The organism is Rhodococcus sp. IEGM 1307 (assembly GCF_030056915.1).
Classification (GTDB): domain Bacteria; phylum Actinomycetota; class Actinomycetes; order Mycobacteriales; family Mycobacteriaceae; genus Rhodococcus_F; species Rhodococcus_F opacus_D.
In genome coordinates this window covers 1-24,433 of sequence record NZ_JASHKW010000011.1, presented here as the reverse complement: position 1 = coordinate 24,433, position 24,433 = coordinate 1, and the positions used below count along the sequence as shown (strand labels likewise).

Below are 24,433 nucleotides of genomic sequence, written 5' to 3'. Positions count from 1 at the left end.
GGGTAGACGTCAGAACTCCAATACGGACAGGAACCGGTCGACTCCATTACGGTTGAACGGGCGGCCCAGCCCACGAGCCGCCGGCAACTTCCGGCTATGGAACGGAGCCCAGCGTGACAGGTCGACTCGGTATCGACGACGTGGAACCGAACATCGGGTGCGGTCGGTATCCCGCCAAGGCCGTTGTGGGTGAGGTGTTTCCCGTCCGGGCAACCGTGTGGCGTGAAGGTCACGACGCCGTGGCCGCCACGCTCGCGGTGCGGGGACCGCGCAGTGCCGCGTCGGGCGGCTCGGCGACCTTCCGCATTCCGATGACCGGAGGTCCGGTGCCCGACACCGTCGACGGTTCCTTCACCCCGACCGGCGAGGGCGTCTGGACGTTCCGGATCGAGGCCTGGAGCGATCCGGTCACCACGTGGAAGCACGCGGTCGAGGCCAAGCTGGCGGTGGGACAGGGGCCGGCCGAACTGGCCAACGACCTCGAGATCGGTGCGCAGTTGTTCGAGCGTGCCGCGAAGGGCGTCCCCCGCGCGGACCGCTCGCGGCTGGCCGGGGTCGCGGCGTCGCTGCGTTCCGACCGTCACCTCTCCGAACGTGTGGCCCCGGCGTTCGGGTCGGACGTCACCGAACTGCTGCGCGCACATCCGCTGCGCGATCTCGTCACGAAGAGCGAACCGCACACCGTGCTCGTCGATCGCACGCGTGCCCTGTTCGGGTCGTGGTACGAGTTCTTCCCGCGGTCCACCGGCGGCTGGGACGAGAACGGCAAGCCCCGGCACGGCACGTTCGCCACGTCCGTGGCCGCACTTCCGCGCATCGCGTCGATGGGATTCGACGTGGTGTACCTCCCACCGATCCATCCGGTCGGCAAGATCAACCGGAAGGGCCCCAACAACACGCTGACCCCCGGCCCCGACGACGTCGGTTCGCCGTGGGCGATCGGCTCGGACGAGGGCGGCCACGACGCGATTCATCCGCAGCTCGGGACGATGCGCGATTTCAAGGCGTTCATCGCTGCCGCCCGGAAGCTGCACATGGAGGTGGCGATCGACCTGGCCCTGCAGGCCGCGCCGGACCATCCGTGGGCGAAGAAGCACCCCGAATGGTTCACAGTGCTCCCCGACGGCACCATCGCCTACGCCGAGAACCCGCCGAAGAAATACCAGGACATCTACCCGGTCAACTTCGACGACGACCGCGACGGCATCTACGCGGAGGTCCTGCGGGTCGTCCGGCACTGGGTTGCGGCGGGCGTCAAGATCTTCCGGGTCGACAACCCGCACACCAAGCCGCCGGACTTCTGGGAGTGGCTGATCGCCGAGGTCAAGAAGTCGGATCCGGACGTCCTGTTCCTGTCCGAGGCGTTCACCCGTCCCGCACGGTTGTACGGTCTCGCCCGCCGCGGCTTCACCCAGTCCTACACGTATTTCACGTGGCGGACGGCCAAGTGGGAGCTGACGGAGTTCGGCAAGGAGATCGCCGCCAAGGCCGACGAGGCGCGCCCGAACCTCTTCGTCAACACCCCGGACATCCTGCACGAGAGCCTGCAGACCGGCGGCCCGGGAATGTTCGCCCTGCGCGCCGCCCTGGCGGCCACACTGTCCCCCTCGTGGGGGGTGTACTCGGGATACGAACTGTACGAACACGTTCCGGTCCGACCGGGCAGTGAGGAATACCTCGACTCGGAGAAGTATCAGCTGCGTCCCCGCGACTTCGAGGGCGCCGCCGCGCGCGGCGAGTCCCTCGAACCGTGGATCACGGCGCTCAACCGGATCCGCAGGCAGCATCCGGCGCTGCAGCAGTTGCGCAACATCCATTTCCACCACGTCGACAACGACGCCCTGATCGCCTATTCCAAGTTCGACGCCACCACCGGGGATGCCGTGCTGACGGTGATCAACCTCAACCCCTACGGCGCCGAGCAGGGCAACGTGTGGCTGGACATGCCCGCGCTGGGCCGCGACTGGCACGACCACCTGACCGTGCTCGACGAGGTCACCGGGGAGCAGTATCACTGGGGGCAGACCAACTTCGTGCGCCTGGAACCCTGGCGTTCGGTGGCCCATATCCTGGCATTACCGTCGATCCCCTATCCGGCCAGAACGAAGCTGGCCTACCGCGGAGGTACATAGTGACCGTCGAACCGCCTGTCGCCATCGCACCGGACGCCGCCGACCTCGACCTGCTGTCCCGGGGCGAGCACCACAACCCGCACTCGATCCTGGGCGCACACCCGCACCCCGACGGCACGGTGATCCGCGCACTGCGCCCCCACGCCGAGGCCGTCGACGCCGTCATCGGGGGGACGAGCTTCTCGCTGGAGCACCTCGCGCACGGTGTGTGGGGGGCACTCGTCCCGTACCGGGATCTGATGGACTACCGGCTGTCCACGACGTGGCCGGGTGGCCACAACGACGTCTCCGCCGACGGGTACCGATTCCTGCCCACGCTGGGGGAACTCGACCTGCACCTGTTCGGTGAGGGCAGGCACGAGCGGCTGTGGGAGATCCTCGGCGCGCACCGCCGCCGCTACGACACCCCCGACGGCACCGTCACCGGCACCTCGTTCGCCGTGTGGGCTCCCAATGCCCGCGGAGTGAGTGTGATCGGCGATTTCGACGGGTGGAGTGGGCGGAACTACCCGATGCGGGTACTCGGCTCCACCGGGGTGTGGGAGTTGTTCGTTCCCGGTATCGAGGTCGGCGACCTGTACAAGTTCCGGGTCCACGGGCCTGACGGCAGTGTGCGCGACAAGGCCGACCCCATGGCCTTCGCGACCGAGGTCCCGCCCGCCACCGCGTCCCGGGTGTCGGTGAGCACGTACGAATGGAACGACGCCGAATGGCTGGCGCAGCGCGCGGCCACCGAGCCGGCGCAGTCCCCGATGAGCGTGTACGAGGTCCACCTCGCTTCGTGGCGGCCCGGGCTGAACTACCGCGAGATGGCCGAACAACTCGCTACCCACCTCACCGAGACGGGATTCACCCACGTCGAACTGCTGCCGGTCGCCGAGCACCCGTTCGGCGGTTCGTGGGGGTACCAGGTCACGTCGTACTACGCGCCCACCTCACGATTCGGCTCCCCCGACGACTTCCGGTGGTTCGTCGACCATCTGCACGCCGCCGGCATCGGGGTCATCGTCGACTGGGTTCCCGCGCACTTCCCCAAGGACGAGTGGGCGCTGGCACGTTTCGACGGCACACCGCTCTACGAGCACAGCGACCCCCAGCGCGGCGAGCAACTCGACTGGGGAACATATGTGTTCGATTTCGGGCGCCGCGAGGTGCGCAACTTCCTCGTCGCGAACGCGCTGTACTGGCTCGACGAGTTCCACGTGGACGGTCTGCGCGTCGACGCGGTCGCGTCGATGCTGTACCTCGACTATTCGCGGCCGGAGGGCGGTTGGACGCCGAACATCCACGGCGGCAGGGAGAACCTCGAGGCCGTCGCCTTCCTGCAGGAGACCAACGCCACGGTCCACAAGCAGCACCGCGGGGTCGTCACCATCGCCGAGGAGTCGACGGCGTGGCCGGGTGTCACCCGCGCGACCAACGTCGGTGGTCTCGGTTTCAACATGAAATGGAACATGGGGTGGATGCACGACACCCTCGGTTTCATGGCGCACGATCCCGTCCACCGCAGCTATCACCATCACGAGATCACGTTCTCCCTGATGTACGCGTGGAGCGAGAACTATCTGCTGCCCATCAGTCACGACGAGGTGGTGCATGGCAAGGGCACGCTGTGGACGCGGATGCCCGGCGACGACTACGCGAAGGCCGCCGGTGTTCGTGCCCTGCTGGCGTACATGTGGTCGCACCCCGGCAAGCAACTGCTGTTCATGGGTCAGGAATTCGGACAGACCGCGGAATGGTCCGAGGAGCGCGGACTCGACTGGTACCAGCTGGACGACCCGTACACCGGTGGCTTCCACCGCGGTCTGCTCCGGCTCGTCCACGACCTCAACGCCACCTACCGCGAACACCCGGCGTTGTGGACTCTCGACACCTCGCCGGGCGGGTTCTCCTGGATCGACGCCAACGACACCGCGAACAACGTCCTGAGCTTCCTGCGCTACGGCACCGACGGGTCGATCCTGGCCTGCCTGTTCAATTTCTCGGGTTCCCCGCACGCGAATTATCGTGTGGGCTTGCCAGAACGGGGCGAATGGCGTGAAATTCTCAACACCGACGCCGAGATCTACGCGGGATCGGGTTGGGGAAATCTCGGTGCGGTGACGGCAACTTCGCAGCCGTGGCACGGCCGTCCCGCCTCTGCCGAGGTGGCACTGCCCGCGAACGGCGCGATCTGGATGAGTCTGGAGCGTTGATGAAGGCACGGCCTTGCTGACCCGACGTCGGCAGTGGGCTGCGAGCATGGGCGTTCTGGCCGTGACTGCGGTCGTCCTGTCCGGGTGCACGCGTTCGGTGGACGGTGAGGCCGCGTCCATTTACGACGATCCGTTCAAGGTGGCGGGACTCGATGCCACGTCGGGTCCGAGCGGTGCCCGCAAGAGCGTGCCCGACGCCGACCTCCCCGTCACCGGCACCGACGGCGGTGACATCGACACGATGGCCGCCAACGCGGTCAGCGACATCGAGGACTACTGGCGCACCGAGTTCCCCGCGCTGTTCCAGCGCAACTTCGAGCCGGTCGAGGAACTGATCTCCTGGGATCCGCGCGACTCCGACGGCCCGCGCTTCTGCGGGGACCGCACCGAGGAACTCCTCAACGCCGGCTACTGCAGCACCGACCACACGATCGGCTGGGACCGGGCGCTGCTGCTGCCCGAGGTGGTGGAGAAGTTCGGTGTCGTCGCGGCCGTCTTCGTTCTGGCGCACGAGTACGGGCACGCCGTGCAGACGAAGGCGGGAATCGCGGACGAGAACGTGGGCGGCGGCATCGTGCGGGAACAGCAGGCCGACTGCTTCGCGGGGGCGTTCATGCGGTACATCGCGGAAGACAAGGCGACCCACTTCACGCTGAACACGTCGGACGGGCTGAACAAGGTACTGGCGTCCGCGGTCGCCATCGGGGACACCGACCCGAACGATCCCGACAACGTGCACGGCTCGGCGTTCGAACGTGTCACCGCCACCCAGATCGGTTTCACGGACGGTCCGGCGCCGTGCACGCGCATCGACGAGAAGGAGATCGTCTCGCGTCGCGCGGATCTGCCTCAGCGGTTCGACGACGAGAGCGACGACGGCGAACTCCCCGTCACCGAGGAGTCGCTCGAGGCGTTCTTCACGTCCTTTCAGCAGATCTTCGATCTCAGCGATCCCCCCACGCTGCAACTCGACGGCGCCGACCTCGACTGCCCCGACGCCGACGCGACCGAACCGGTGTCGTACTGCCCGGCCACCAACACGATCGGGGTCAGTGTCGACGCCCTCGCCGAACGCGGCACACCGGGCCGCCCGGGCAGGCGGGAACTGTTCCAGACCAAACTCACCGGCGACTACAACGCGTACGTCCTGCTCGCGTCGCGGTACACCCTGGCGTTGCAGCGGGACCGGGGTAACGATCTGCACTCACCCCAGACCGCGCTGCGAGCCGCCTGCCTGTCCGGTGTCGTCACCAGCGCGTTGAGCCCGGACAGTCCCGCTTCCCTGGAGGCGGGCAGCGTGTGGTTGTCCCCGGGCGACCTCGACGAGGCCGTGTCGGGGCTGCTCACCGACGGACTCGCGGCCAGTGACGTCAACGGGGAGACCGTGCCGAGCGGATTCTCCCGGGTGGACGCGTTCCGCACCGGAGTGCTCGGCGGTGAGCAGGCCTGCGAGGGCCGGTACCGCTGACCGTCCCACCACGTGACGTCCCCCGACCGCTGCGTCAGATCTCCCGGTAGCCGAGCGCCGCGGAGATCCGCCCGGCGGCCCGGCACACGACCGGAACGAGTCCGCGCATGCGCTCGTCGGGCATGTACGGGCTCGTGGCCGACACGCTGATCGCACCGACGATCGCGCACGACGCGTCCCGCACCGGCGCCGCCACGCAGCGGATTCCGGGTTCGTTGTCCTCGAGGTCCATCGCCGCGCCCCTCCGCGCGTAGTCCTGCATGCGCGCGCGGAAGTCCGCCGATCCGCGGGAGCCCGGCGGCCGCGGTCCCTGCGCGGCGTCGCTCTCGTACAGCGCATCCCAGCGCTCGGCGGAATCCAGCAGTAGAGCCTTTCCGACCCCGGCGCGGGTCAGCGGCATGCGGTGCCCGATGCGGGAGCGCATCTCGGCACCCCGCGACCCCGGCAACTTGTCGAGGTACAGCACCGAACCGCCGTCCTCGACCGCCAGGTGCACGGTGTCGTGGACGTGCGCCGACAGCTCCTCGAGGATCGGGCGCGCGACGACGGGCAGCGGGTTACCGTGCAACGCCTTGAACCCCAGTTCGATCAACGTCGGGCCGAGGGTGTAGCCGCGGCTTCCGCTCCGGAGATAGCCCTCGTGGACCAGCAACTGCACGAGACGGTGCGCGGTGCTGCGCCCCAGCCCTGTGCTCTCGACGACCGCGCGGAGATCCTGCGCGCCGTCGGAGACGGCACGGACCACCGCCAGCCCTCGGGCGAGCGTCTGCGTGCCGGGTGGAATGTCGTACGGAGGAATCGCCACACCCCACTGTCCCACATATAGGGACCGTGTTCGTCATTATGGGATTCGCGTCCGATAGTGGTTCGCGTGATCCAGAACACCCCCGCCCCCTCGGCACCGCGGCTGATCGCCCTCGACTGGGGCACGTCGTCACAGCGCGCCTGGCTCCTCGGCGACGACGGCCGCATTCTGGACGTTCGCCGGCCGGACTTCGGCTTGCTCGGCACCACCGGAGACGACCCCGCATCGCGCACCCGTGCCTACGAAGCCGCCTTCGACGAGGCCTGCGGCGACTGGATCGTGGCCACCCCCGATCTCCCGGCGATCGCGTGCGGCATGGTCGGCAGCGCCCAGGGTTGGCGTGAAGCCGGCTATCTGACCACACCGACCGATCTCGCGATCGGCGCCGACGACCTGACCACGGTCCCCCATCCACGCGGAGTTCTGCACGTCGTACCCGGCCTGCGCGTCGCCCCCGCGGCCGACGGCACTGTGGCCGGCGACGTCATGCGGGGCGAGGAGACGCAGATCATCGGGGCACTGGGCATGCTCCCCCCGACCGACCGCCCACTGACGATCGTGCTCCCCGGAACACACACCAAGTGGGCACGAGTCGAGAACCGCAAGATCGTCTCGTTCGCCACGTCGATGTCGGGCGAGTTGTACGGCCTGGTGATCCGGCACGGCATCCTCGGCCGCACCGCCACCACCGCCGTGCGCGACGATGCCGCGTTCGAGCGGGGCCTCGTCACCGGAACGTCGACGCCGTCACGCGGACTGCCCGCCGAACTGTTCGGCGCACGCGCGCTCGTGCTCGACGGACTCCTCGATCCGGGCTCGCTTCCCGACTACGTCTCCGGCGTGATCATCGCCGACGAAATCCGGCATCTCCTGCCCCAGTACACCGCCGAGAATCGAATGCTGTTGTGCGGAAACGCCGATCTCTGCCGACGCTACGCAGCCGGACTGCGCGTTCACGGCGTGGCCGCCGACATCGTCGCCGAGGAAGCCGCGGCACAGGGGCTGTGGCGGGTGGCGCTCGATGCGGGGCTGATCGACCCGGCGCCATCCACGAATCCCGAGAAGGCGTCACTATGAGCACCACAGTCACTGCCACCACGACCGGTTTGATCGCCATTCTGCGCGGCATCACCCCGGAGGAGATCGTCGCCGTCGGCTCGGCCCTCGTGGACGCCGGGTTCACGGCGATCGAAGTCCCGCTGAACTCGCCGCGACCGTTCGACTCGATCGAGCGGTTGGCGGCGGCCGTCGGCGACGTCTGCGTCGTCGGGGCCGGAACCGTACTGTGCGTCGACGACGTGATCCGGTCCGAAGCGGCCGGCTCCCGGATCATCGTCTCCCCCAACACCGACGTCGAGGTCATCGGCGCCGCCGTTGCCCGAAACCTGCGCCCCTATCCGGGAGCCGCCACTCCGACCGAGGCGTTTCGCGCCGTCGGTGCGGGAGCGCGCAGCATCAAACTGTTCCCCTCCGACTCGGTCGGGACAGCCGGGATGCAGGCCTGGCGGGCGGTCCTGCCGACGGAAGTCGAATTGCTCCCCGTCGGCGGCGTCGACCGCACCAACCTCGCCGAGTGGGCCGCCGCGGGAGCGGGCGGTGCGGGACTCGGAACCTGCCTGTACCGGCCCGGGGACGGCGCCGACACCGTCCGCGACCGCGCCCTCACCCTGATGAACATCTGGTCGGCCGAAGCCGCCTGAACCGACACCCACGACCACCGGGGCCACCACCACAGCCCCGCACAGGAGGACTCATGAAGATCACGTCACTCACCACGTACGCCGTACCCCCCAGGTGGCTGTTCCTGCGGATCGAGACGGACGACGGCGTGGTCGGCTGGGGCGAACCGGTGCTCGAAGGCCGGGCCGCGTCCGTCGCCGCCGCAGTGGAGGAACTGTCCGACTACCTGATCGGGCAGGATCCGACGCAGATCGAGGACCTGTGGACGGTCATGTACCGGTCGGGTTTCTACCGCGGCGGCGGCATCCACATGAGCGCGCTTGCCGGTATCGACCAGGCCCTGTGGGACATCAAGGGCAAGGCCCTCGGCGTCCCGGCGTACGAGCTTCTCGGCGGCCGCGTCCGCGACCGGATCAAGGTCTATTCCTGGATCGGCGGCGACCGCCCGTCGGACACCGCGAAGGCGGCACGCGAGGTGGTCGACCGGGGGTTCACCGCCGTGAAGATGAACGGCACGGAGGAACTGCAGTACCTGGACTCCTGGGACAAGGTGGACCGGTGCCTCGCCAACGTCGCCGCGGTACGGGACGCAGTGGGCCCGAACATCGGCATCGGCGTCGATTTCCACGGCCGGGTGCACAAGCCGATGGCCAAGGTGCTGCTGAAGGAACTCGAACCGTTCCGGCTGATGTTCGTCGAGGAACCGGTCCTCTCCGAGCACGTCGACGGTTTCGTCGACGTGCTGCGACAGTCGCCGATCCCGATCGCGCTGGGTGAGAGATTGTTCTCCCGTTGGGATTTCAAAACCGTCCTCGCGTCCGGGGCCGTGGACATCATCCAGCCCGATCCGTCACACTGCGGCGGAATCACCGAGGCCCGGAAGATCGCGCACATGGCCGAGGCGTACGACGTGGCACTCGCGCTGCACTGCCCCCTCGGGCCGATCGCCCTGGCCACGTGCCTGCAGATCGACGCGGGCTGCTACAACGCGACGATCCAGGAACAGAGCCTCGGCATCCACTACAACACGTCGAACGATCTCCTCGACTATCTCGTCGACCCGTCCGTGTTCACCTACGCGGACGGTCAGGTCCGGATCCCCACCGGTCCGGGACTGGGCATCGAGGTGAACGAGGAGTACGTCATCGAACGGGCCGCCGAAGGACATCGCTGGCGAAACCCGGTCTGGCGCCACAGCGACGGATCCTTCGCGGAGTGGTGAGGGCAATGGTGCAGACCCAGAAGATCGGCAAGTCCACTACGGTGGCCGCGCAGGCGTCGAAGGCGCGCGTTCTCATCGCGGTGATGCTGTTCGTGACCGTCGTCATCAACTACATGGACCGGGCGAACCTGTCTATCGCGATGCCCGCGATCGCGGACGAAATGGACCTCACCAAGGCGCAGCAGGGACTTCTCCTGTCGGCGTTCGGCTGGACCTATGCGGCGCTGCAGATTCCCGGTGGATGGCTCGTCGACAGGATTCCCCCGAGACTGCTCTACCCCGGCTGCCTCATCCTGTGGTCGGTCGCGACCGCGTTCATGGGGGTCATCGGTGGCTTCGTGGCGCTCATCGCGTTGCGCCTGCTGGTCGGTGTGTTCGAGGCGCCCGCGTATCCGATCAACAACCGGGTCGCGACGGCCTGGTACCCCGAGCGGGAACGGGCGACGGTGATCGGCTTCTACACGTCCGGGCAGTTCATCGGACTGGCCCTGCTCACGCCGTTCCTGTCCTGGCTGCAGTCCGTGCTGTCGTGGCACTGGGTATTCATCGTGACCGGAACGATCGGGGCGGTCTGGGGTGCCGTGTGGTACGCGTTCTACCGCGAGCCACGCGATTCGCGGGCGAACGACGCCGAGATCGACCTGATCCGCGACGGCGGCGGACTCGTCGACCTCCTGGACGAGCAGCAGCCCGAACGTCCGGCCGTGACCCGGAACGATGTCGCCACCGTCCTCGGCCGGCGCAAGCTGTGGGGAATCTACCTGGGGCAGTTCTGCCTCACGTCGACGCTGTGGTTCTTCCTCACCTGGTTCCCCACGTACCTCGTCGAGTACCGGGACATGGATTACATCAAGTCCGGATTCCTCGCCTCGCTGCCGTTCGTCGCGGCACTCGTGGGTGTGCTGTTCTCCGGAGTCTTCTCCGACTTCCTGCTACGCAAGGGGGTGTCTCTCGGAGTCGCCCGCAAGGGCCCGATCATCGTGGGCCTGTTGCTGACCGTCGCGATGATCGGCGCCAACTTCACCGACTCGACGGCGATGGTGATCGTGTTCCTGTCCATCGCGTTCTTCGGCAACGGACTCGCGTCGATCACGTGGTCGCTGGTGTCGGCACTCGCGCCGGAACGACTGCTCGGGCTCACCGGTGGAATGTTCAACTTCATCGGCAACCTGTCGTCGATCGCGACACCCATCGTGATCGGGTTGCTCGTCACCGACGACAGCTTCGCGCCGGGGTTCGTCTACATGACCGTTGTGACCGCGGTCGGGATCGCGTCGTACGTCTTCCTGGTCGGACGGGTGGAGCGCGTGCGGAGCTGACCGCAGGACGAGAAAACCGGGGTGAGTGCCGTCGGCACTCGCCCCGGTTTTCTCGTCAGTACAGTGCGGCGGCGAGTTTCCGGCGCGCGGTCATGACGACCGGTTCGGCCGGGTCGAACAGTTCGAACAGTTCCAGCAGGCGAGTCCGTACCCGCGTCTTGTCGTCGCCGGCGCTGCGGGCGACGACTCCGATGAGCCGGGCGAACGCCGCGTCCGGGGCCTGGGAATAGACCTCGACGTCCGCGGCCTGCAGCTGGGCGTCGATGTCGTTCGGGGCGGCGTCCGCCGCGGCGACGGCGCCGGGATCGACGGACTGCACGCGGGCGAGGAAACGCACCTGGCGGATCGCGCCCTGCGCCTCGACGTTGGCCGGTTCCTCGTCGAGGATCTTCTGGAACTCGGCTTCGGCTGCCGACAGGTCGCCTTCGTCGAGCGCGGCCTCGGCGGCGACGAAGCGCGGGTCTTCCGGCTCGGGCTCGTCGGCGTTCCCGTCCGCGGCCGGCGGTCCGGACAGCTTTCCGGCGGTTGCCTGCTGGACGGCGGCGAGCCACTGGCGCAGTTGCGGTTCGGGCTGAGCGCCCTGGAAGTCGGCGAGCGGCTGTCCGCCGGCGATGGCGACGACGGTCGGGACGGACTGGACGCCGAAGGCCTGCGCGATGCGCGGGTTGGCATCGACGTCGACCTTGGCGAGCACCCAGGTGCCGCCGGCCTCGTGTGCCAGCTTTTCGAGCAGGGGTGAGAGTTGTTTGCACGGCTCGCACCAGGTGGCCCACAGGTCGACGACCACCGGGACCTGCTGGGACCGGACGAGCACCTCCGCCTCGAACGTCGCCTCGGTGACGTCGATGACGGGGGCGAGTCCGGTACTCCCGGGTGCGGCCGGAGCGGCGCCGTCCCCGGAGGGTGCGGGCGCCGGCGGGGGCGGAGCGGCCGCACGCTCCTTGAGGGCGGAGAGATCGACTGCTCCGCTCATGGCTGCGGCCACTGCTGAGGAACGCGCTGACGGACGAGAACCTGGTCGAGTCACGTCCACCAGTTTGTCACGATTTGAGCGCGCACCGGAATGCGGGCCGTGCCTACCGCGGAGTGGATCAGACGAACGACGGTTCACTCTTCACTGCGCTCGACCGGGACAGTTCGCCCATCCGGCCGGTGCGGGCCGCCCAGACCTCGAATACGACGGTGCCGAAGGGCGGGACGCTGGCGACGAGCGCCCAGAAGGTGGTGACCAGATTCCAGCTCAGCTTGCGGGCGGTCCACAGCGAGATGAGCAGGTACAGGACGAAGACGCCGCCGTGGATGGGGCCGAAGATCTTCACGCCGATCTCGTTGCCGTCGGCGGGCAGGTACTTGAAGGCCATGCCGATGAGGAGGCCGAGCCAGGTGAAGGCCTCCAGAACTGCGACAAATCGGAAGCGCTTGGCCGTGGTGCTGAGATCGAAGACGTTCGCCATGCCGACCATTGTGCCCGACCATCTACGACAGTCCGTAGTGGTGTGAGATACACCACCACGGACTGTCGTCGTGTCACGCCTTGGGGACGCGCACGATCAGGGCGTCACCCTGGCCGCCACCACCGCACAGCGCCGCAGCGCCCACACCCCCGCCGCGACGACGCAGCTCCAACGCCAGATGCAATGCGATCCGCGCCCCCGACATCCCCAGCGGGTGCCCCATCGCGATCGCCCCGCCGTTGACGTTCACGATCTCCGGATCCAACCCCAGCTCCCGCGTCGATGCGATCCCCACCGCGGCGAACGCCTCGTTGATCTCCACCAGATCCAGCTCCTTGGGGTCGATCCCCTCCTTGGCGCACGCCTTCGCGATGGCCCGCGCCGGCTGCGACTGCAACGTCGAATCCGGACCCGCCACCACCCCGTGCGCGCCGATCTCGGCGATCCACGACACCCCGAGTTCCTGCGCCTTCGCCTTGCTCATCACCACGACAGCGGCCGCACCGTCGGAGATCTGCGACGCCGACCCTGCGGTGACCGTGCCGTCCTTGCTGAACGCCGGCCGCAGCCTGGCCAGGGATTCCACCGTCGTATCGCCGCGCACGCCCTCGTCGGAGCCGACCAGCACCGGATCACCCTTGCGCTGCGGCACCGGCACCGGCACCACCTCGTCGTCGAACACCCCGTCCTTCCAGGCCCGGGCCGCCTTCTGATGCGACGCTGCCGCGAACGCGTCCTGCTCCTCGCGGCTGATCCGCTGCCCGTCCTCCGCGTTCTTCGCCTCGGTCAGACTCCCCATCGCCTGATCGGTGAAGATGTCGTACAACCCGTCGAAGGCCATGTGGTCGCGCATCGTGACGTCGCCGTACTTGAAACCCTCCCGCGACTTCTCCAGCAGGTGCGGGGCGCGCGACATCGACTCCTGACCCCCGGCGACGACGACGTCGAACTCGCCGGCCCGGATCAGCTGATCCGCCAGTGCGATCGCGTCGATCCCCGACAGACACACCTTGTTGATGGTCAGGGCCGGCACATCCATCCCGATCCCCGCGGCCACCGCAGCCTGCCGCGCCGGGATCTGACCCGCCCCCGCCGTCAGCACCTGACCCATGATCACGTACTCGACCTGCTCGGGAGCGACGCCCGCCTTCTCCAACGCACCACGAATCGCCACGCCACCCAGATCCGAACCCGACACATCCTTCAACGAACCCAGCAACCGGCCCATCGGGGTCCGGGCTCCGGCGACGATCACAGAACTGGTCACGATTTCCTCCGCGTGAGACGAGTAGACAGGTGCGGGGCGACGGAAGTCACATCCCGACGAGAACTACCGAAACGGTAGCGCTAACGTCGGGAGCATGACACAGTCCTCCCCCACCCAGACCACGTCACCGCTGTCCTCGGACCTGGTGACCGCCATCGACCACGTCGGCATCGCGGTTCCCGACCTCGACGCCGCCATCGCGTGGTACTCCGAACACCTCGGCATGGTGTCGACGCACGAAGAGGTGAACGAGGAGCAGGGCGTACGCGAAGCGATGCTGAGCGTGGTCGGCTCCCCCGAGGGCAGCACCGCGCTGCAGCTTCTCGCACCGTTGAACGAGAACTCGACCATCGCCAAGTTCATCGATCGCAGCGGCCCCGGTCTCCAGCAGCTCGCGTACCGCGTCACGGACATCGACGCCATCTCCGCCCAGTTGCGCGAGCGCGGTGTACGGCTGCTGTACGACGCACCGCGCCGCGGCACCGCCGATTCGCGCATCAATTTCGTCCACCCGAAGGATGCGGGCGGAGTTCTCGTCGAGCTCGTCGAGCCGTCGGCGACCCACTAGAGCTGTGGCCGGCCGCCGGGTACCAGGCGCAGAGACAAGTTCTACTTTGCCCAGGTAGATTGGCGGCCATGGTAAACGAGCAGGACCGTGGTTCGATCCCCCTTCCCTTTTCCACCGTGCGCAAGGGATTCGACCGGGACGAGGTACGCAACTACTTCGAGCGATTCGACGCCGAGCTCCGCGTCACTGCCGCCGACCGCGACGCCGCGGCGGCGCAGGCGCGGGATCTCGCCAAGCAGCTCGACGATGCGCGGGACGAGATCGACGATCTGCGCAAGGATGTCGACCGCCTGTCCGTTCCGCCGACCACCGCGGAGGGAATGAGCGACCGCATCTCGCGCATGCTCAGGCTCGCGTCGGACGAGGCGTCCGAGGTGCGCGCGAAGGCCGAGGCCGACGCCGCCGAGATGATCTCCGTCGCCGAGCAGGAGGGCGCGCAGCTCCGCGGCCAGTACGAGTCGCTGGTCGCGGAACTCGAAGACCGCCGGAGCGCTCTCGAGATTCAGCACGAGCAGACGATGGCGAAGGCCCGCACGGAGGCGGCGAAGATCGTCGAGGCCGCTCAGTCCGAGCGCGACCGCCTGGCTGCCGAGGCCGAACTGCGTCGGTCGCAGGTGCAGGAAGACTTCGACCTCGCGATGTCCGAGCGCCGCCAGAAGACGATCACGGCGGTCAACGAGCTCGAGTCCACCAGCAAGGCCGAGGCGCAGCGTCGTCTCGCGGACGCCACACACGAGGCGGAGCGCAGGCTGCAGGCGGCCACCGACCAGTCGGAGCGCAAGATCGCCCACGCCAAGGAACTGGCGGAAGAACTTCGCGTACTCCGCGGCCGGATCCTGGCGCAGCTCTTGGGGATTCGGGGACAGCTCGATTCCGTTCCCGCAATGTTGGCGTCGGTCAACCGGGAGAGCGAACTATTGGACGCGCAGCCCGACACCGCGGCATCGGGCTCGGAGAAGCGCTCCACCGAGAACACGAACAGCAAGTCGGCAACGGCCGGTGGCGCGGACCGGAAGTCCGCGCAGAACGAGTCCGGGAAGAACTCCGCGGACGAGACGGACAACTCCGACGAGGACACTGCAGTGCTGTCCGCCGTCGAGAAGAACCCGGCGAACCGGACGGCGGATCAGCGGACCGTGAAGACGGGAAGCTAGGACCACCTGCGTGTGAGGCCCCGGGTCCTGCGTCCCGACCAGCACCCGGTGTGCCAGTGCCGCCGGTCCTCGGCTCCGCCGTATTCGGCCGGCCAAGTGACCAAGTGGGCGACCCCCGGCCGGATGTCGTGATCGCAGCCGGGGCACCGGTAGGACTTGGTGGCCCGGGCCCCGGGGATCGTGCGCACGATGAAGCTCTCGTCGGCGAAGCCCGCGGGCCCGGATTCCTGACGCATCATTGCACTACCGAACAGCGAGCCCTCGGACGTGTCCGGGGGCTCGTTGCGGCGTGTGTTCTTTCGCTGCGGTTTACGACGGGGCACGGGTTCAGCCTAGGCCTCAGAAGAGCCGGAACTCGGTGCTCTCGGTGCCGCGCAGCGCTTCGTAGTCGAGCACCAGGCACCGGATTCCGCGGTCGGTGGCAAGGGTTTTGGCCTGCGGCTTGATCTGCTGGGCGGCGAAGACACCGCTCACCGGCGCCAGCAGCGGATCCCGGTTGAGCAGTTCGAGGTACCGGGTGAGTTGCTCGACACCGTCGATGTCTCCGCGGCGCTTGATCTCCACGGCGACGGAAGCCCCGTCGGCGTTCCGGCACAGCAGGTCGACGGGACCGATGGCCGTCATGTACTCGCGCCGGACGAGCGTGTAACCGCTGCCGAGCGTTTCGACGTGTTCGGCGAGCAGCTCCTGCAGGTGCGCCTCGACACCGTCCTTGACGAGCCCCGGATCGACACCGAGTTCGTGACGGGAGTCGTGCTCGATCTCCTCGATGGTGATCCGCAGTTCCTCACCGGCCTTGTTGGTCACCACCCACAGCGCTTCGGCGTCTTCCACGGTGTCTTCGACGAGCCAGCAGGGCGGGCTCATCCAGTTCAGCGGCTTGTAGGCGCGGTCGTCGGCGTGGATGCTCACGGAACCGTCGGCCTTGATCAACAACAGGCGACGAGCGGTGGGCAGATGTGCCGTCAAACGGCCTACGTAGTCGACTCGGCATCTGGCAATCACTAGGCGCACCCGCCCACCCTAAGGGATCGCGCCGACTAGTCTCGAATGACTATGCGCAGCCCCCGTCGATCCGTCGCCCCGCTGGGGTCGTGGTTGCTCGGGTCACCGGACGAGAGTCCCCGCAGGCGGCGGATCCGTGTCCAGCTGCTGCTGACCGCCCCGCTGGTGTTCACCAACCTGGTCGGCGCGGTGATCACCTGCCTGCTCGTCAGTGTCGTGGTCCCCGGCCCGAGTGTGTGGTCGAGCGAGTTCGTGATCGCCAACTTCGTCGCGGTGCCCGTGTTCGTGCTGTGCGCGGTCCTGGTCGGCGTGACGTGGGGCACCAAGCGACTGGTGTCGGATCTCCGGTGGGCGACGGAGGACGACGTGCCCACCGACCACGACCGGTCGGCGGCGTTTCGCGCACCGTGGCGTCTGACGCGTGTCCAGGCGGCGTTGTGGGGCATTGGGCTGGTGTTCTTCACGACTTTGTACGGCATCATCGATCCCCAGACCATTCCGAAGGTCGCGTTCACGATTGCGTTGGCCGGGATCACGGTCTCCGCGTTCTGCTACCTGCTGACGGAGTTCGCCCTCCGCCCCATCGCCGCCCGGGCACTGGGATCGGACGGACCGCGACCCCGCCGAACCCTGGGCATCACCGGCCGCACCGCACTGGCGTGGATCCTCGGGACGGGTGTTCCCGTGCTCGGTCTGATGCTCATCGCGATCTTCAGTTTCATCCGGCCGGCGAGTCCGACCAGCCTCGCGGTGTCGATCCTCGCGCTGGGGGGTGTGATCCTGCTCTTCGGCCTGCTGCTGGTCGTGATCAGTGTCCGTGCCACCGAGGCACCCATCCGCTCGGTGTCGCTGGGCATGGCGAAGGTGGCGGAGGGCGATCTCGACGCCGAGGTCGTCGTGTACGACGGCACCGAACTCGGCGCGCTGCAGACCGGGTTCAACCGGATGGCCGAGGGACTCCGCGAACGCGAGCGGATCCGCGACCTGTTCGGGCGCCACGTCGGGCAGGAAGTGGCGTCCCAGGCCCTCCGCCACAACCCCGAACTCGGCGGGGAGGAACGTGACGTGGCGGTCCTGTTCGTCGACATCATCGGGTCCACCACGATCGCGGCCACCCGGTCGCCCGGGGAGGTCGTGGACCTGCTCAACCGCTTCTTCAACGTGGTCGTCGACGAGGTCGATCGGCGAGACGGGTTCGTCAACAAGTTCGAAGGTGACGCAGCACTGGCCATCTTCGGGGCACCCGTGGCGCTCGACGACCATGCAGGCGCCGCGCTGTCCGCCGCTCGGGCCCTCCGCGAACGGCTCACCGCCGAGGTACCGGAGTGCGATGCGGGAATCGGGGTGGCGGCTGGTCGCGCCGTGGCCGGAAACATCGGCGCCCACGAACGTTTCGAGTACACGGTGATCGGCGATCCGGTCAACGAGGCGGCGCGGTTGTCCGAGCTCGCCAAGAACGTGTCCGGACACGTCGTCGCGTCCGAGCGGGCGATCGACGCGGCATCCGACGACGAGCGCAGGCGGTGGCGACTCACCGACACCGTCACCCTGCGCGGCCGTGTCGAACCGACCACGCTGGCCGTTCCCGCCGAACTACTCCCCGCCGGTTCCGCCGTCGACGATGAGGGCGCCGACTCCGTCGAGTAGCCGGGCCAGCCCGAATTCGAAGGCGTGGGCGGGCGCGTACGCGGCGTCGTGGTGTTCCCCCGCGGAGGCCCCGACCCGGGCGGCCAGCGGGAACCGGTCGGGGTCGAAGACCTTTTCGAAGTGCGGGGCGACGCGCTGCCACCATTCACTGTCCGCCTCCCCCTGGGCGGCGAGCGCGGCCGCATCCACCGCGGCGCGCGCCGCGCCCGCGACGAAACTGTCGAGGAGCGTGACGACGGAGTCCATGTCGAGGTCCGACAGTCCCAGCCCCTCGACCGCACGTAGTTCCCGCTCGTACTTGGCCATCCCGCCGGGCCCGAGAACCGGCCGGCTCATCGCGACGACACCGAGCATCCACGGGTGGGCGCACAGCAGTTGGAAGTAGTCGTGAGCGGCGGCCGCGAGACGCTCGCGCCACCCCGCATCGGTGTCGTCGGCCGGCTCGAGTGTGGACAGCGCGCGATCGAGCATCACCTCCACCAGTTCCGTCTTTCCGGGAACGTGCGTGTACAGCGACATCGCGCCGGCGCCGAGTTCGGCTGCCAGCCGGCGCATCGAGACGGCGTCCAGCCCTTCCGCATCCGCGACGGAGATGGCGGCCTCGACGATCCGGTCGAGCGTCAGGCTCGGCTTCCCGTTGCGGGGGCGCGAGATCGGCGTACTGCCGCCACCCCACAGCAGCTCCATGGTGCGGGCGGGGTCGCCCTCCGGTGTCGCGCTTCTACCCATGCCGAGATCTTCCCACGGCGCCCGGGAACAATTCCGTCCGCCGCCTCGTTGACGTACGGCGTACTGTAAACCAGGCGAAAGGCGCAGTAGTGACAGCAGGGCCCATCCTCGCCGCCTGTGCGGCCACCTTCGTGCCGTCCGATCCTCCGCGCGACTCCCGCCTGGCGTTCTGGCGTGATTCCCCGGACGGGCCGCTGCCACCGAGTATCGATTCCCACACCCGGATGGCAATCGGAAGCACCGTGGAACGCGTTCCGACGCAGAGCGTCTCGCTCGCCGACGCGCTGCCGATGCTCCTGGCACTGCGACCCGGCGAGACAACGCATCGATCGGTCGCGTTCTGGGCCGCCTGCACCCGGACCGCTCTCGGATACGTCGGGGCGGGCAAGGTCCTTCCCGCGGTCACGCCGGGTGGCCGCGACAGCTGGCGGCTGGGCGTTCTCGACGACGAGGACGAGTCGCATCTGCGCCTTCTGGCCGCCGCGCTCCCGCCGGAAGCGCGCGCGATTCCGCTCGGGGATCCGTCCGCCGCCGGAGTCCGCCTGCCCGCCGCCGCGGACGTGCTGCGCGACTTCCTCACCGCTGCCGTCGATACGATCCCGCGACTCGTGTCGCCGGCCGACGACGGGCCCTACCTGGGGTGGAACGCCGAGGCCTCGCCCGAACTCCGGGCCTGGGCGGACGCGCTGGCACCCGATGCGATCGCGTTGTCGTTGCGGATCGACCCCGTCGATCCCGGCAAGGGCGACCTCTCGGACAGCGAGTTCGACGCCACGGTCCAGGTGCACGGTCTCGCGCGCCCCGGGGTGGTGTGCGACGCCGTCGACCTGTGGCGGCATCCGACGCTCGCCGAGTCCGCGTTCGCCTCCGACCCCCGGATCGCGGTGCTCGACGCCCTCCGCCGCGCCGCCCAGGATTGGGCTCCGCTCGAAGACCTGCTGCGAGCTGAGGCGCCGCACCGCATCCGGCTCGCGGACGACGACCTGGCCTCCCTCGCCGGGGACGCCGGCCGTCGGCTGCGCGAACGAGGAGTCGAGATCCATTGGCCGCGTGAATTGGTCGCGCGCACCTCGACCCGCATGATCCTCGGCGAACCCGGGTCCCGCGAGGGCGCAGCCGCTTTCGGCGGCGACCGCGCCTTCGACTTCGACTGGCGCATCGCGGTGGGGGACGACGTTCTGACCCGTGAAGAAATGGAGGAGCTCGTCTCGGCGGAGCGCGCGGTCGTGAAACTCCGCAACCGATACGTCGTCGCGGACTCGGCATTGATACGAAAGACCCTCCAGCGGCGGACCGGAACGATGACGTCGATCGAGGCCCTGCGGGCGTCGCTGACCGGCCGGGCCCGGCGCGGAGAGGAGGACGTCCGCGTCGACTCCTACGGCGCGGCCGCGGCGGTGGCGCGTGAGCTGTCCGACCAGGATCCGGAGGCCGTGCCGGCCCCGGCAGCCCTGCGCGCGCAGTTGCGGGACTACCAGCTGACCGGGTTCCGCTGGCTGGCCGGGCTCACGTCACGAGGCCTGGGCGCCTGTCTCGCCGACGACATGGGCCTGGGAAAGACGTTGACTCTCATCGCACTTCACCTGCACCGTCAGCAGACGCCGGAAACGGCTGGACCCACCTTGGTGGTCTGTCCCGCGTCACTGCTGGGGAACTGGCGACGGGAGATCGAACGCTTCGCACCGGGCACCGGTGTCCTCGTCCACCACGGTCCGAAGCGGCGTCCGCCCGGTGAGACGGTCACACCCGGCGGCGACATCGTCGTCCTCACCACGTACGCGACGATGCGGCTCGATGGCGACGTACTCGCCCGGACTGTGTGGGGTCTGGTCGTCGCGGACGAGGCGCAGCACCTGAAGAACCGCGCGGCATCCGTCACCCGGGCCCTGCGGACGATTCCGGGCCTGGCCCGCGTCGCCCTCACCGGGACACCGGTGGAGAACAGACTCAGCGACCTCTGGTCGATCCTCGACGGCGTCACACCGGGCCTCCTCGGTCCGTACGCGCAGTTCCGCCGCCGCTACGACGGCTCGGCCGCTGAGGACGGAATCGACCGCGCGGCGGAGTTGGCGGCGTTGATCTCGCCGTTCGTCCTCCGGCGCACGAAGTCCGATCCGGGGATCGCCCCCGAGCTTCCGCCGAAGACGGAGATCGATCTGGATGTCACGCTCACCCCGGAACAGGCCGGAATGTACGAGGCCCTCGTCCGCGAGGCGATGGAGCAGATCGAGACGAGCGACGGCATCGGGCGGCGCGGCAGCATCGTGTCGCTGCTGACCGGCCTCAAGCAGATCTGCAATCACCCCGCCCAGTACCTTGGCGAGGAGCACGCCGCGCTCACCGGCCGCTCCCACAAGATCGGTCTGCTCGACGAACTGGTGGACACCAACCTGTCGGAGGGCGGGCGTTCGCTGGTGTTCACCCACTTCACCGCGATGGGGCGGCTGCTGCGGCGGCACCTGACGACGCGCGGGGTGGGCTGCGAATTCCTGCACGGTGGCACTTCCGTCGCCGCCCGGGAGGAGCTGGTCCAACGCTTCCAGAACGGCGACATCCCCGTCCTGATCCTGTCCCTCAAGGCCGCCGGTACCGGGTTGAACCTCACCCGGGCCGATCACGTCGTCCACTTCGATCGCTGGTGGAACCCGGCGGTCGAGGACCAGGCCACTGACCGCGCCTACCGCATCGGGCAGACCCACCCGGTCGTCGTCCACCGGCTCGTCACCGCGGGAACCATCGAGGAACGCATCGCCGGCATGCTCGCCTCCAAGCGGCAGCTCGCCAACTCTGTCCTGTCACACGGCGCCGACGCCTTCACCGAACTGACCGACCGCGAACTCACCCGGCTGGTGGCTCTGAGCCCCGACTACGACTTCGGAGGTGACCTGTGACCGACGCCGTCACGCTTCCCCGATTCCCGGCGCAGAAGGGCCGACGCACCCGCGGCAAGACCTGGTGGGCGCAGCGGTGGGTCGACGACGTCGAGCACGCCGCGCTCGACTCGGACACGCTGAAACGCGGACGCGCCTACGCCCGTGGCGGAGTGGTCGGTCCGCTCACGTTCGCGGCCGGGCTCGTCTCCGCGGACGTGCACACGGACGAGGAAAGCCTGCACGTGCGGATCCGGGTGGACCAGCTGGACGAGCGCCAGTGGGGCGAGGTGCTCGCCACCCTCGCGTCGCGGAGCGGTCACGTCGCCCAGTTGTCGAGTGGGACGCTCCCTCGGGAACTCGACGACGACCTCGCTGCCGTCGACGTGTCACTCGTACCGTCGATGTTCGATGCCGACGCGACGTGCACCTGCGAGGAGTGGGACGTGCCGTGCCGTCACGCTGCCGCGGTGCTGTATCAGGCAGCGTGGGTGCTCGACGAGGACCCGCTGCTCTTCTTCCTCTTGCGCGGACGGGAGGGACAGGAGGTTCTCCAACTCAGGCACGGCGCACACGAGGAGACGACCCGTTCCTCGTTCGACGCTTCGCACTCCCCGGTGTCGGCGTCGGACGCCTACTCCGCAGTTCCCGGACCGCTTCCGGTGCCGCCGCGCTCCGGCGGAACCCCGGTGCGCCCACGCTGGCTCGACGACGCTCCCCCGGAGATTCAGGCGGACGCCGTCTGGTCGGCGATCGTCACTGCGATTTCGCGATACGGAGACCGTGTCTGAGGTCCTCCGACGGTCCGGGCACCAGGCTCGGTGCGACCACCCGGGCCCCGGTCGCCGGATACGGCGTGCAAATCTGGGCGTCGTGCACGAAGCACCAGCGCCAGTTGTCCCCCGCGTGAAGCGATTGGACGATCGGATGACCGCTGCGTTCGGCGTGGTGTCGCGCGTGCCGCATCGGTGATCCGTCACTGCATCCGACATAGCCGCACGTCAGGCACAACATCAGGTGCTCCCAGCGGGTACCGAGTGCGAGACAGCCCTCGCACCCGTCCGACGTGTGCGCGACGACATCGCGAATCATGTTCAGATCGGGATCGTGCCAATTATTGGATTGGGTCATTGTGCCACCCCTCAGTAACCAAGATTGGCGGCTGATCCGTCTCGCCACATGGTCACCGCGGAACGAAAGAATCCCCCGAAATCCGGCCTCAGCGGACAGCGTCCCGGTTTCGACGGCGCAAAACGGGGTAGTTCCAAGCCATGGATCTGGAAGCAGCCCCAGACCCGAGGGTGGATCACACGCCGCGGGCGACGAACCTGTCCGCGGTCGTGGCCGTCACCGCGCACATGCACGACTGCGGGAACCGCGACGAGATTCTCGCCCTGCTGGTCGAAGCTCTCCCTGAACTCGGTCCCTTCACGGTGGAATCCGAGTCGGTTCTGACGGACGAATCCGACGACGTCTGGCGTCAACGCGTGCTGCTCGACGATTCGTGGTCGAGGCCGGTGTCGCTCACCCTCCGGGCCGACTACCCGCCGACCCCGGTGCAGGCCACCCTCCTCGAGCTGCTCATTCAGCACACCGGGTCGGCCCTGCGCGCCGCATCGCTTCGCTCCCGGGCAGCCACACACGAACGTCAATTACGTGAGGCCACGGACGAGATCACCGCGCTCGGAGCGCGGGCCCTGCGGCTCGAGGAGCAAGCGAAGATCCACGACACGTTCGGGCGCCTCGCAGCGACCGGCGCCGACGAGACCGCCATCGCCGAGACACTCCACCTGATGACCGGACTCGCCGTCGGAGTCGAGGACGCCTTCGGCAATCTCCGCGTCTGGGCCGGCCCGGACAAGGCCCCGCGGTACCGCAAGATCGGCGGCGGGAACCGAGTCGACGTCCTGCGCCGTGCCGCGATGGAAGGGCACCCGCTCCGGCACGACAATCGGATCGTGCAGATAGTCCGGCCCGGCCAGACACTTCTCGGCGTCCTCTACCTGTCGGACCCGGAACATCGGGCAACCGATCTCGACACGGTGGCCCTCGAACACGCCGCGACGATGCTCGCCGTCGACATGTCGCACCGCAGATCACTGGCCGAGACGGAGGCGCGGCTCAGCCGCGACCTGGGCGCCGACCTGCTCGGCGGCACCGACGACGACAGCGCTTACTCGCGCGCCGACGCACTCGGCTACGACCTGCACACCCCGCAACGCGTCCTGGCAGTGCACTGGGGGCCGGACACACCCGTCGAGTCCGTCACGGAAGCCTTACGGCGCCACCTGACGTCCTCCGACTCGTCGGCCCTCCTCGTCCACGGTAACGAACACCGAACCGGGATCCTCGCCGCCGTGATGGACGCAAAAACAGATGTGGACCTCATCTTCACGGCGTTGGAGAAGTCGCTCGGGCCCGCGGTCGGAGTGATCGGTGTCGGATCCGAATGCACGTCCCCCAGTGGCCTACCCGACTCGTACACCCACGCGATACGGGCGCTCGAGATCAGAAAGCAGTCGCTGTCGCCCCGCGGCGTCGCGCTGTTCGACGAACTCGGCGTCTACCGCATCCTCGACTCGCACAGCAGCACCGGAGACGTCGAGGCATTCGTGCAGGAATGGCTCGGCCCGTTGCTCGACTACGACCGGGAACACCGCAGCACGATGACGGCCACGCTGGCCCAATACCTCGAATGCGGTGGCAAGTACGACGAAACCGCACAGGCACTCAGGATCCATCGCAGCACCCTGCGATACCGGATGTCCCGCATTCACGAATTGACCGGGCGTGACCTCCGCAGCGTCGACACCCGCCTGAATCTGCATCTGGCGTCCCGCGCACTGCAGGTCCTGGCCGGCGGTGCGCCGGGGTGAAAAGACATGTGCGGCATCGGTGTTCGTGCCTTGGAATGC

The 24,433-nt window shown here is 68.3% G+C and carries 21 protein-coding genes; 13 read left to right on the top strand and 8 right to left on the bottom strand.

Annotated features, from left to right (window positions below):
• Window positions 1–113: 113 nt before the first annotated feature.
• Genes QM841_RS21685 through QM841_RS21675 form a run of 3 tightly spaced genes read left to right on the top strand, consistent with a single transcriptional unit; the run spans window position 114 to window position 5,798 of the window.
• Window positions 114–2,132: an alpha-1,4-glucan--maltose-1-phosphate maltosyltransferase gene (locus QM841_RS21685; RefSeq protein ID WP_283333537.1), complete on the top strand. Its 2,019-nt coding sequence runs from the start codon at window positions 114–116 to the stop codon at window positions 2,130–2,132.
• Window positions 2,132–4,330 (top strand): 1,4-alpha-glucan branching protein GlgB, encoded by a 2,199-nt coding sequence (glgB, locus tag QM841_RS21680; protein ID WP_283333536.1) that lies wholly within the window; start codon window positions 2,132–2,134, stop codon window positions 4,328–4,330. Before QM841_RS21685 ends, glgB begins: the two co-directional genes overlap by 1 nt.
• A 46-nt stretch (window positions 4,331–4,376) precedes the next feature.
• Complete coding sequence (locus QM841_RS21675) at window positions 4,377–5,798, top strand: neutral zinc metallopeptidase (RefSeq protein ID WP_283333535.1); 1,422 nt, start codon at window positions 4,377–4,379, stop codon at window positions 5,796–5,798.
• A 34-nt stretch (window positions 5,799–5,832) separates the two neighbouring features.
• On the opposite strand, the gene QM841_RS21670 is transcribed toward QM841_RS21675, so the two are convergent.
• A complete protein-coding gene (locus QM841_RS21670) occupies window positions 5,833–6,618 on the bottom strand; it encodes an IclR family transcriptional regulator (protein WP_349307414.1) in 786 nt (261 codons plus the stop codon).
• 51 nt (window positions 6,619–6,669) lie between these two features.
• On the opposite strand from QM841_RS21670, the gene QM841_RS21665 reads away from it, so the two are divergent.
• Genes QM841_RS21665 through QM841_RS21650 form a run of 4 tightly spaced genes read left to right on the top strand, consistent with a single transcriptional unit; the run spans window position 6,670 to window position 10,824 of the window.
• A complete protein-coding gene (locus QM841_RS21665; RefSeq protein ID WP_283333533.1) occupies window positions 6,670–7,680 on the top strand; it encodes a 2-dehydro-3-deoxygalactonokinase in 1,011 nt (336 codons plus the stop codon).
• Entirely contained in the window at window positions 7,677–8,303 is a 627-nt protein-coding gene (locus tag QM841_RS21660) for a 2-dehydro-3-deoxy-6-phosphogalactonate aldolase (protein WP_283333532.1), read from the top strand. Before QM841_RS21665 ends, QM841_RS21660 begins: the two co-directional genes overlap by 4 nt.
• A 53-nt stretch (window positions 8,304–8,356) precedes the next feature.
• Window positions 8,357–9,505 carry a galactonate dehydratase gene (gene dgoD, locus QM841_RS21655; RefSeq protein WP_283333531.1) on the top strand — a complete coding sequence of 383 codons (1,149 nt, stop codon included), beginning with the start codon at window positions 8,357–8,359 and terminating at the stop codon, window positions 9,503–9,505.
• 5 nt (window positions 9,506–9,510) lie between these two features.
• Window positions 9,511–10,824 (top strand): MFS transporter, encoded by a 1,314-nt coding sequence (locus QM841_RS21650; protein WP_105417168.1) that lies wholly within the window; start codon window positions 9,511–9,513, stop codon window positions 10,822–10,824.
• A gap of 55 nt (window positions 10,825–10,879) precedes the next feature.
• On the opposite strand, the gene QM841_RS21645 is transcribed toward QM841_RS21650, so the two are convergent.
• The 3 genes from QM841_RS21645 to QM841_RS21635 form a co-directional block, all read right to left on the bottom strand.
• Window positions 10,880–11,797 (bottom strand): tetratricopeptide repeat protein, encoded by a 918-nt coding sequence (locus tag QM841_RS21645; protein ID WP_283333530.1) that lies wholly within the window; start codon window positions 11,795–11,797, stop codon window positions 10,880–10,882.
• A gap of 118 nt (window positions 11,798–11,915) precedes the next feature.
• Window positions 11,916–12,287 (bottom strand): DUF3817 domain-containing protein, encoded by a 372-nt coding sequence (locus QM841_RS21640; protein WP_283333529.1) that lies wholly within the window; start codon window positions 12,285–12,287, stop codon window positions 11,916–11,918.
• A gap of 64 nt (window positions 12,288–12,351) precedes the next feature.
• Window positions 12,352–13,545 carry an acetyl-CoA C-acetyltransferase gene (locus tag QM841_RS21635; RefSeq protein WP_283333528.1) on the bottom strand — a complete coding sequence of 398 codons (1,194 nt, stop codon included), beginning with the start codon at window positions 13,543–13,545 and terminating at the stop codon, window positions 12,352–12,354.
• Window positions 13,546–13,639: 94 nt separating this feature from the next.
• On the opposite strand from QM841_RS21635, the gene mce reads away from it, so the two are divergent.
• Both mce and QM841_RS21625 read left to right on the top strand, forming a co-directional pair.
• The gene (gene mce, locus QM841_RS21630; protein ID WP_005248354.1) at window positions 13,640–14,113 is read left to right on the top strand and encodes a methylmalonyl-CoA epimerase; all 474 of its coding nucleotides are present in this window, start codon (window positions 13,640–13,642) and stop codon (window positions 14,111–14,113) included.
• 68 nt (window positions 14,114–14,181) lie between these two features.
• On the top strand, window positions 14,182–15,267 hold the full coding sequence (locus tag QM841_RS21625; protein ID WP_280784740.1) for a coiled-coil domain-containing protein: 1,086 nt from the start codon (window positions 14,182–14,184) through the stop codon (window positions 15,265–15,267).
• Here the strand turns inward: QM841_RS21625 and QM841_RS21620 are convergent.
• Both QM841_RS21620 and nucS read right to left on the bottom strand, forming a co-directional pair.
• Entirely contained in the window at window positions 15,264–15,590 is a 327-nt protein-coding gene (locus tag QM841_RS21620) for an Rv1322 family protein (protein ID WP_283333527.1), read from the bottom strand. The two genes, QM841_RS21625 and QM841_RS21620, sit on opposite strands and share 4 nt — an antisense overlap.
• 16 nt (window positions 15,591–15,606) lie before the next feature.
• Window positions 15,607–16,281 carry an endonuclease NucS gene (gene nucS / locus QM841_RS21615; protein WP_105417176.1) on the bottom strand — a complete coding sequence of 225 codons (675 nt, stop codon included), beginning with the start codon at window positions 16,279–16,281 and terminating at the stop codon, window positions 15,607–15,609.
• A gap of 36 nt (window positions 16,282–16,317) precedes the next feature.
• Between nucS and QM841_RS21610 the strand changes: the two genes are divergently transcribed.
• Entirely contained in the window at window positions 16,318–17,919 is a 1,602-nt protein-coding gene (locus QM841_RS21610) for an adenylate/guanylate cyclase domain-containing protein (RefSeq protein ID WP_283333526.1), read from the top strand.
• On the opposite strand, the gene QM841_RS21605 is transcribed toward QM841_RS21610, so the two are convergent.
• On the bottom strand, window positions 17,866–18,648 hold the full coding sequence (locus QM841_RS21605) for a TetR/AcrR family transcriptional regulator (protein ID WP_283333525.1): 783 nt from the start codon (window positions 18,646–18,648) through the stop codon (window positions 17,866–17,868). The genes QM841_RS21610 and QM841_RS21605 overlap by 54 nt on opposite strands.
• 89 nt (window positions 18,649–18,737) lie before the next feature.
• On the opposite strand from QM841_RS21605, the gene QM841_RS21600 reads away from it, so the two are divergent.
• Window positions 18,738–21,539 carry a DEAD/DEAH box helicase gene (locus QM841_RS21600; RefSeq protein WP_283333524.1) on the top strand — a complete coding sequence of 934 codons (2,802 nt, stop codon included), beginning with the start codon at window positions 18,738–18,740 and terminating at the stop codon, window positions 21,537–21,539.
• Entirely contained in the window at window positions 21,536–22,309 is a 774-nt protein-coding gene (locus QM841_RS21595) for an SWIM zinc finger family protein (RefSeq protein WP_283333523.1), read from the top strand. Before QM841_RS21600 ends, QM841_RS21595 begins: the two co-directional genes overlap by 4 nt.
• On the opposite strand, the gene QM841_RS21590 is transcribed toward QM841_RS21595, so the two are convergent.
• Window positions 22,275–22,649 carry a UBP-type zinc finger domain-containing protein gene (locus QM841_RS21590; protein WP_105417186.1) on the bottom strand — a complete coding sequence of 125 codons (375 nt, stop codon included), beginning with the start codon at window positions 22,647–22,649 and terminating at the stop codon, window positions 22,275–22,277. The two genes, QM841_RS21595 and QM841_RS21590, sit on opposite strands and share 35 nt — an antisense overlap.
• Before the next feature lie 140 nt (window positions 22,650–22,789).
• Here QM841_RS21590 and QM841_RS21585 point away from each other — a divergent pair, with 140 nt between their 5' ends.
• Window positions 22,790–24,394, top strand: a complete 1,605-nt coding sequence (locus QM841_RS21585) for a PucR family transcriptional regulator (protein WP_283333522.1) — start codon at window positions 22,790–22,792, stop codon at window positions 24,392–24,394.
• Window positions 24,395–24,433: the final 39 nt, after the last annotated feature.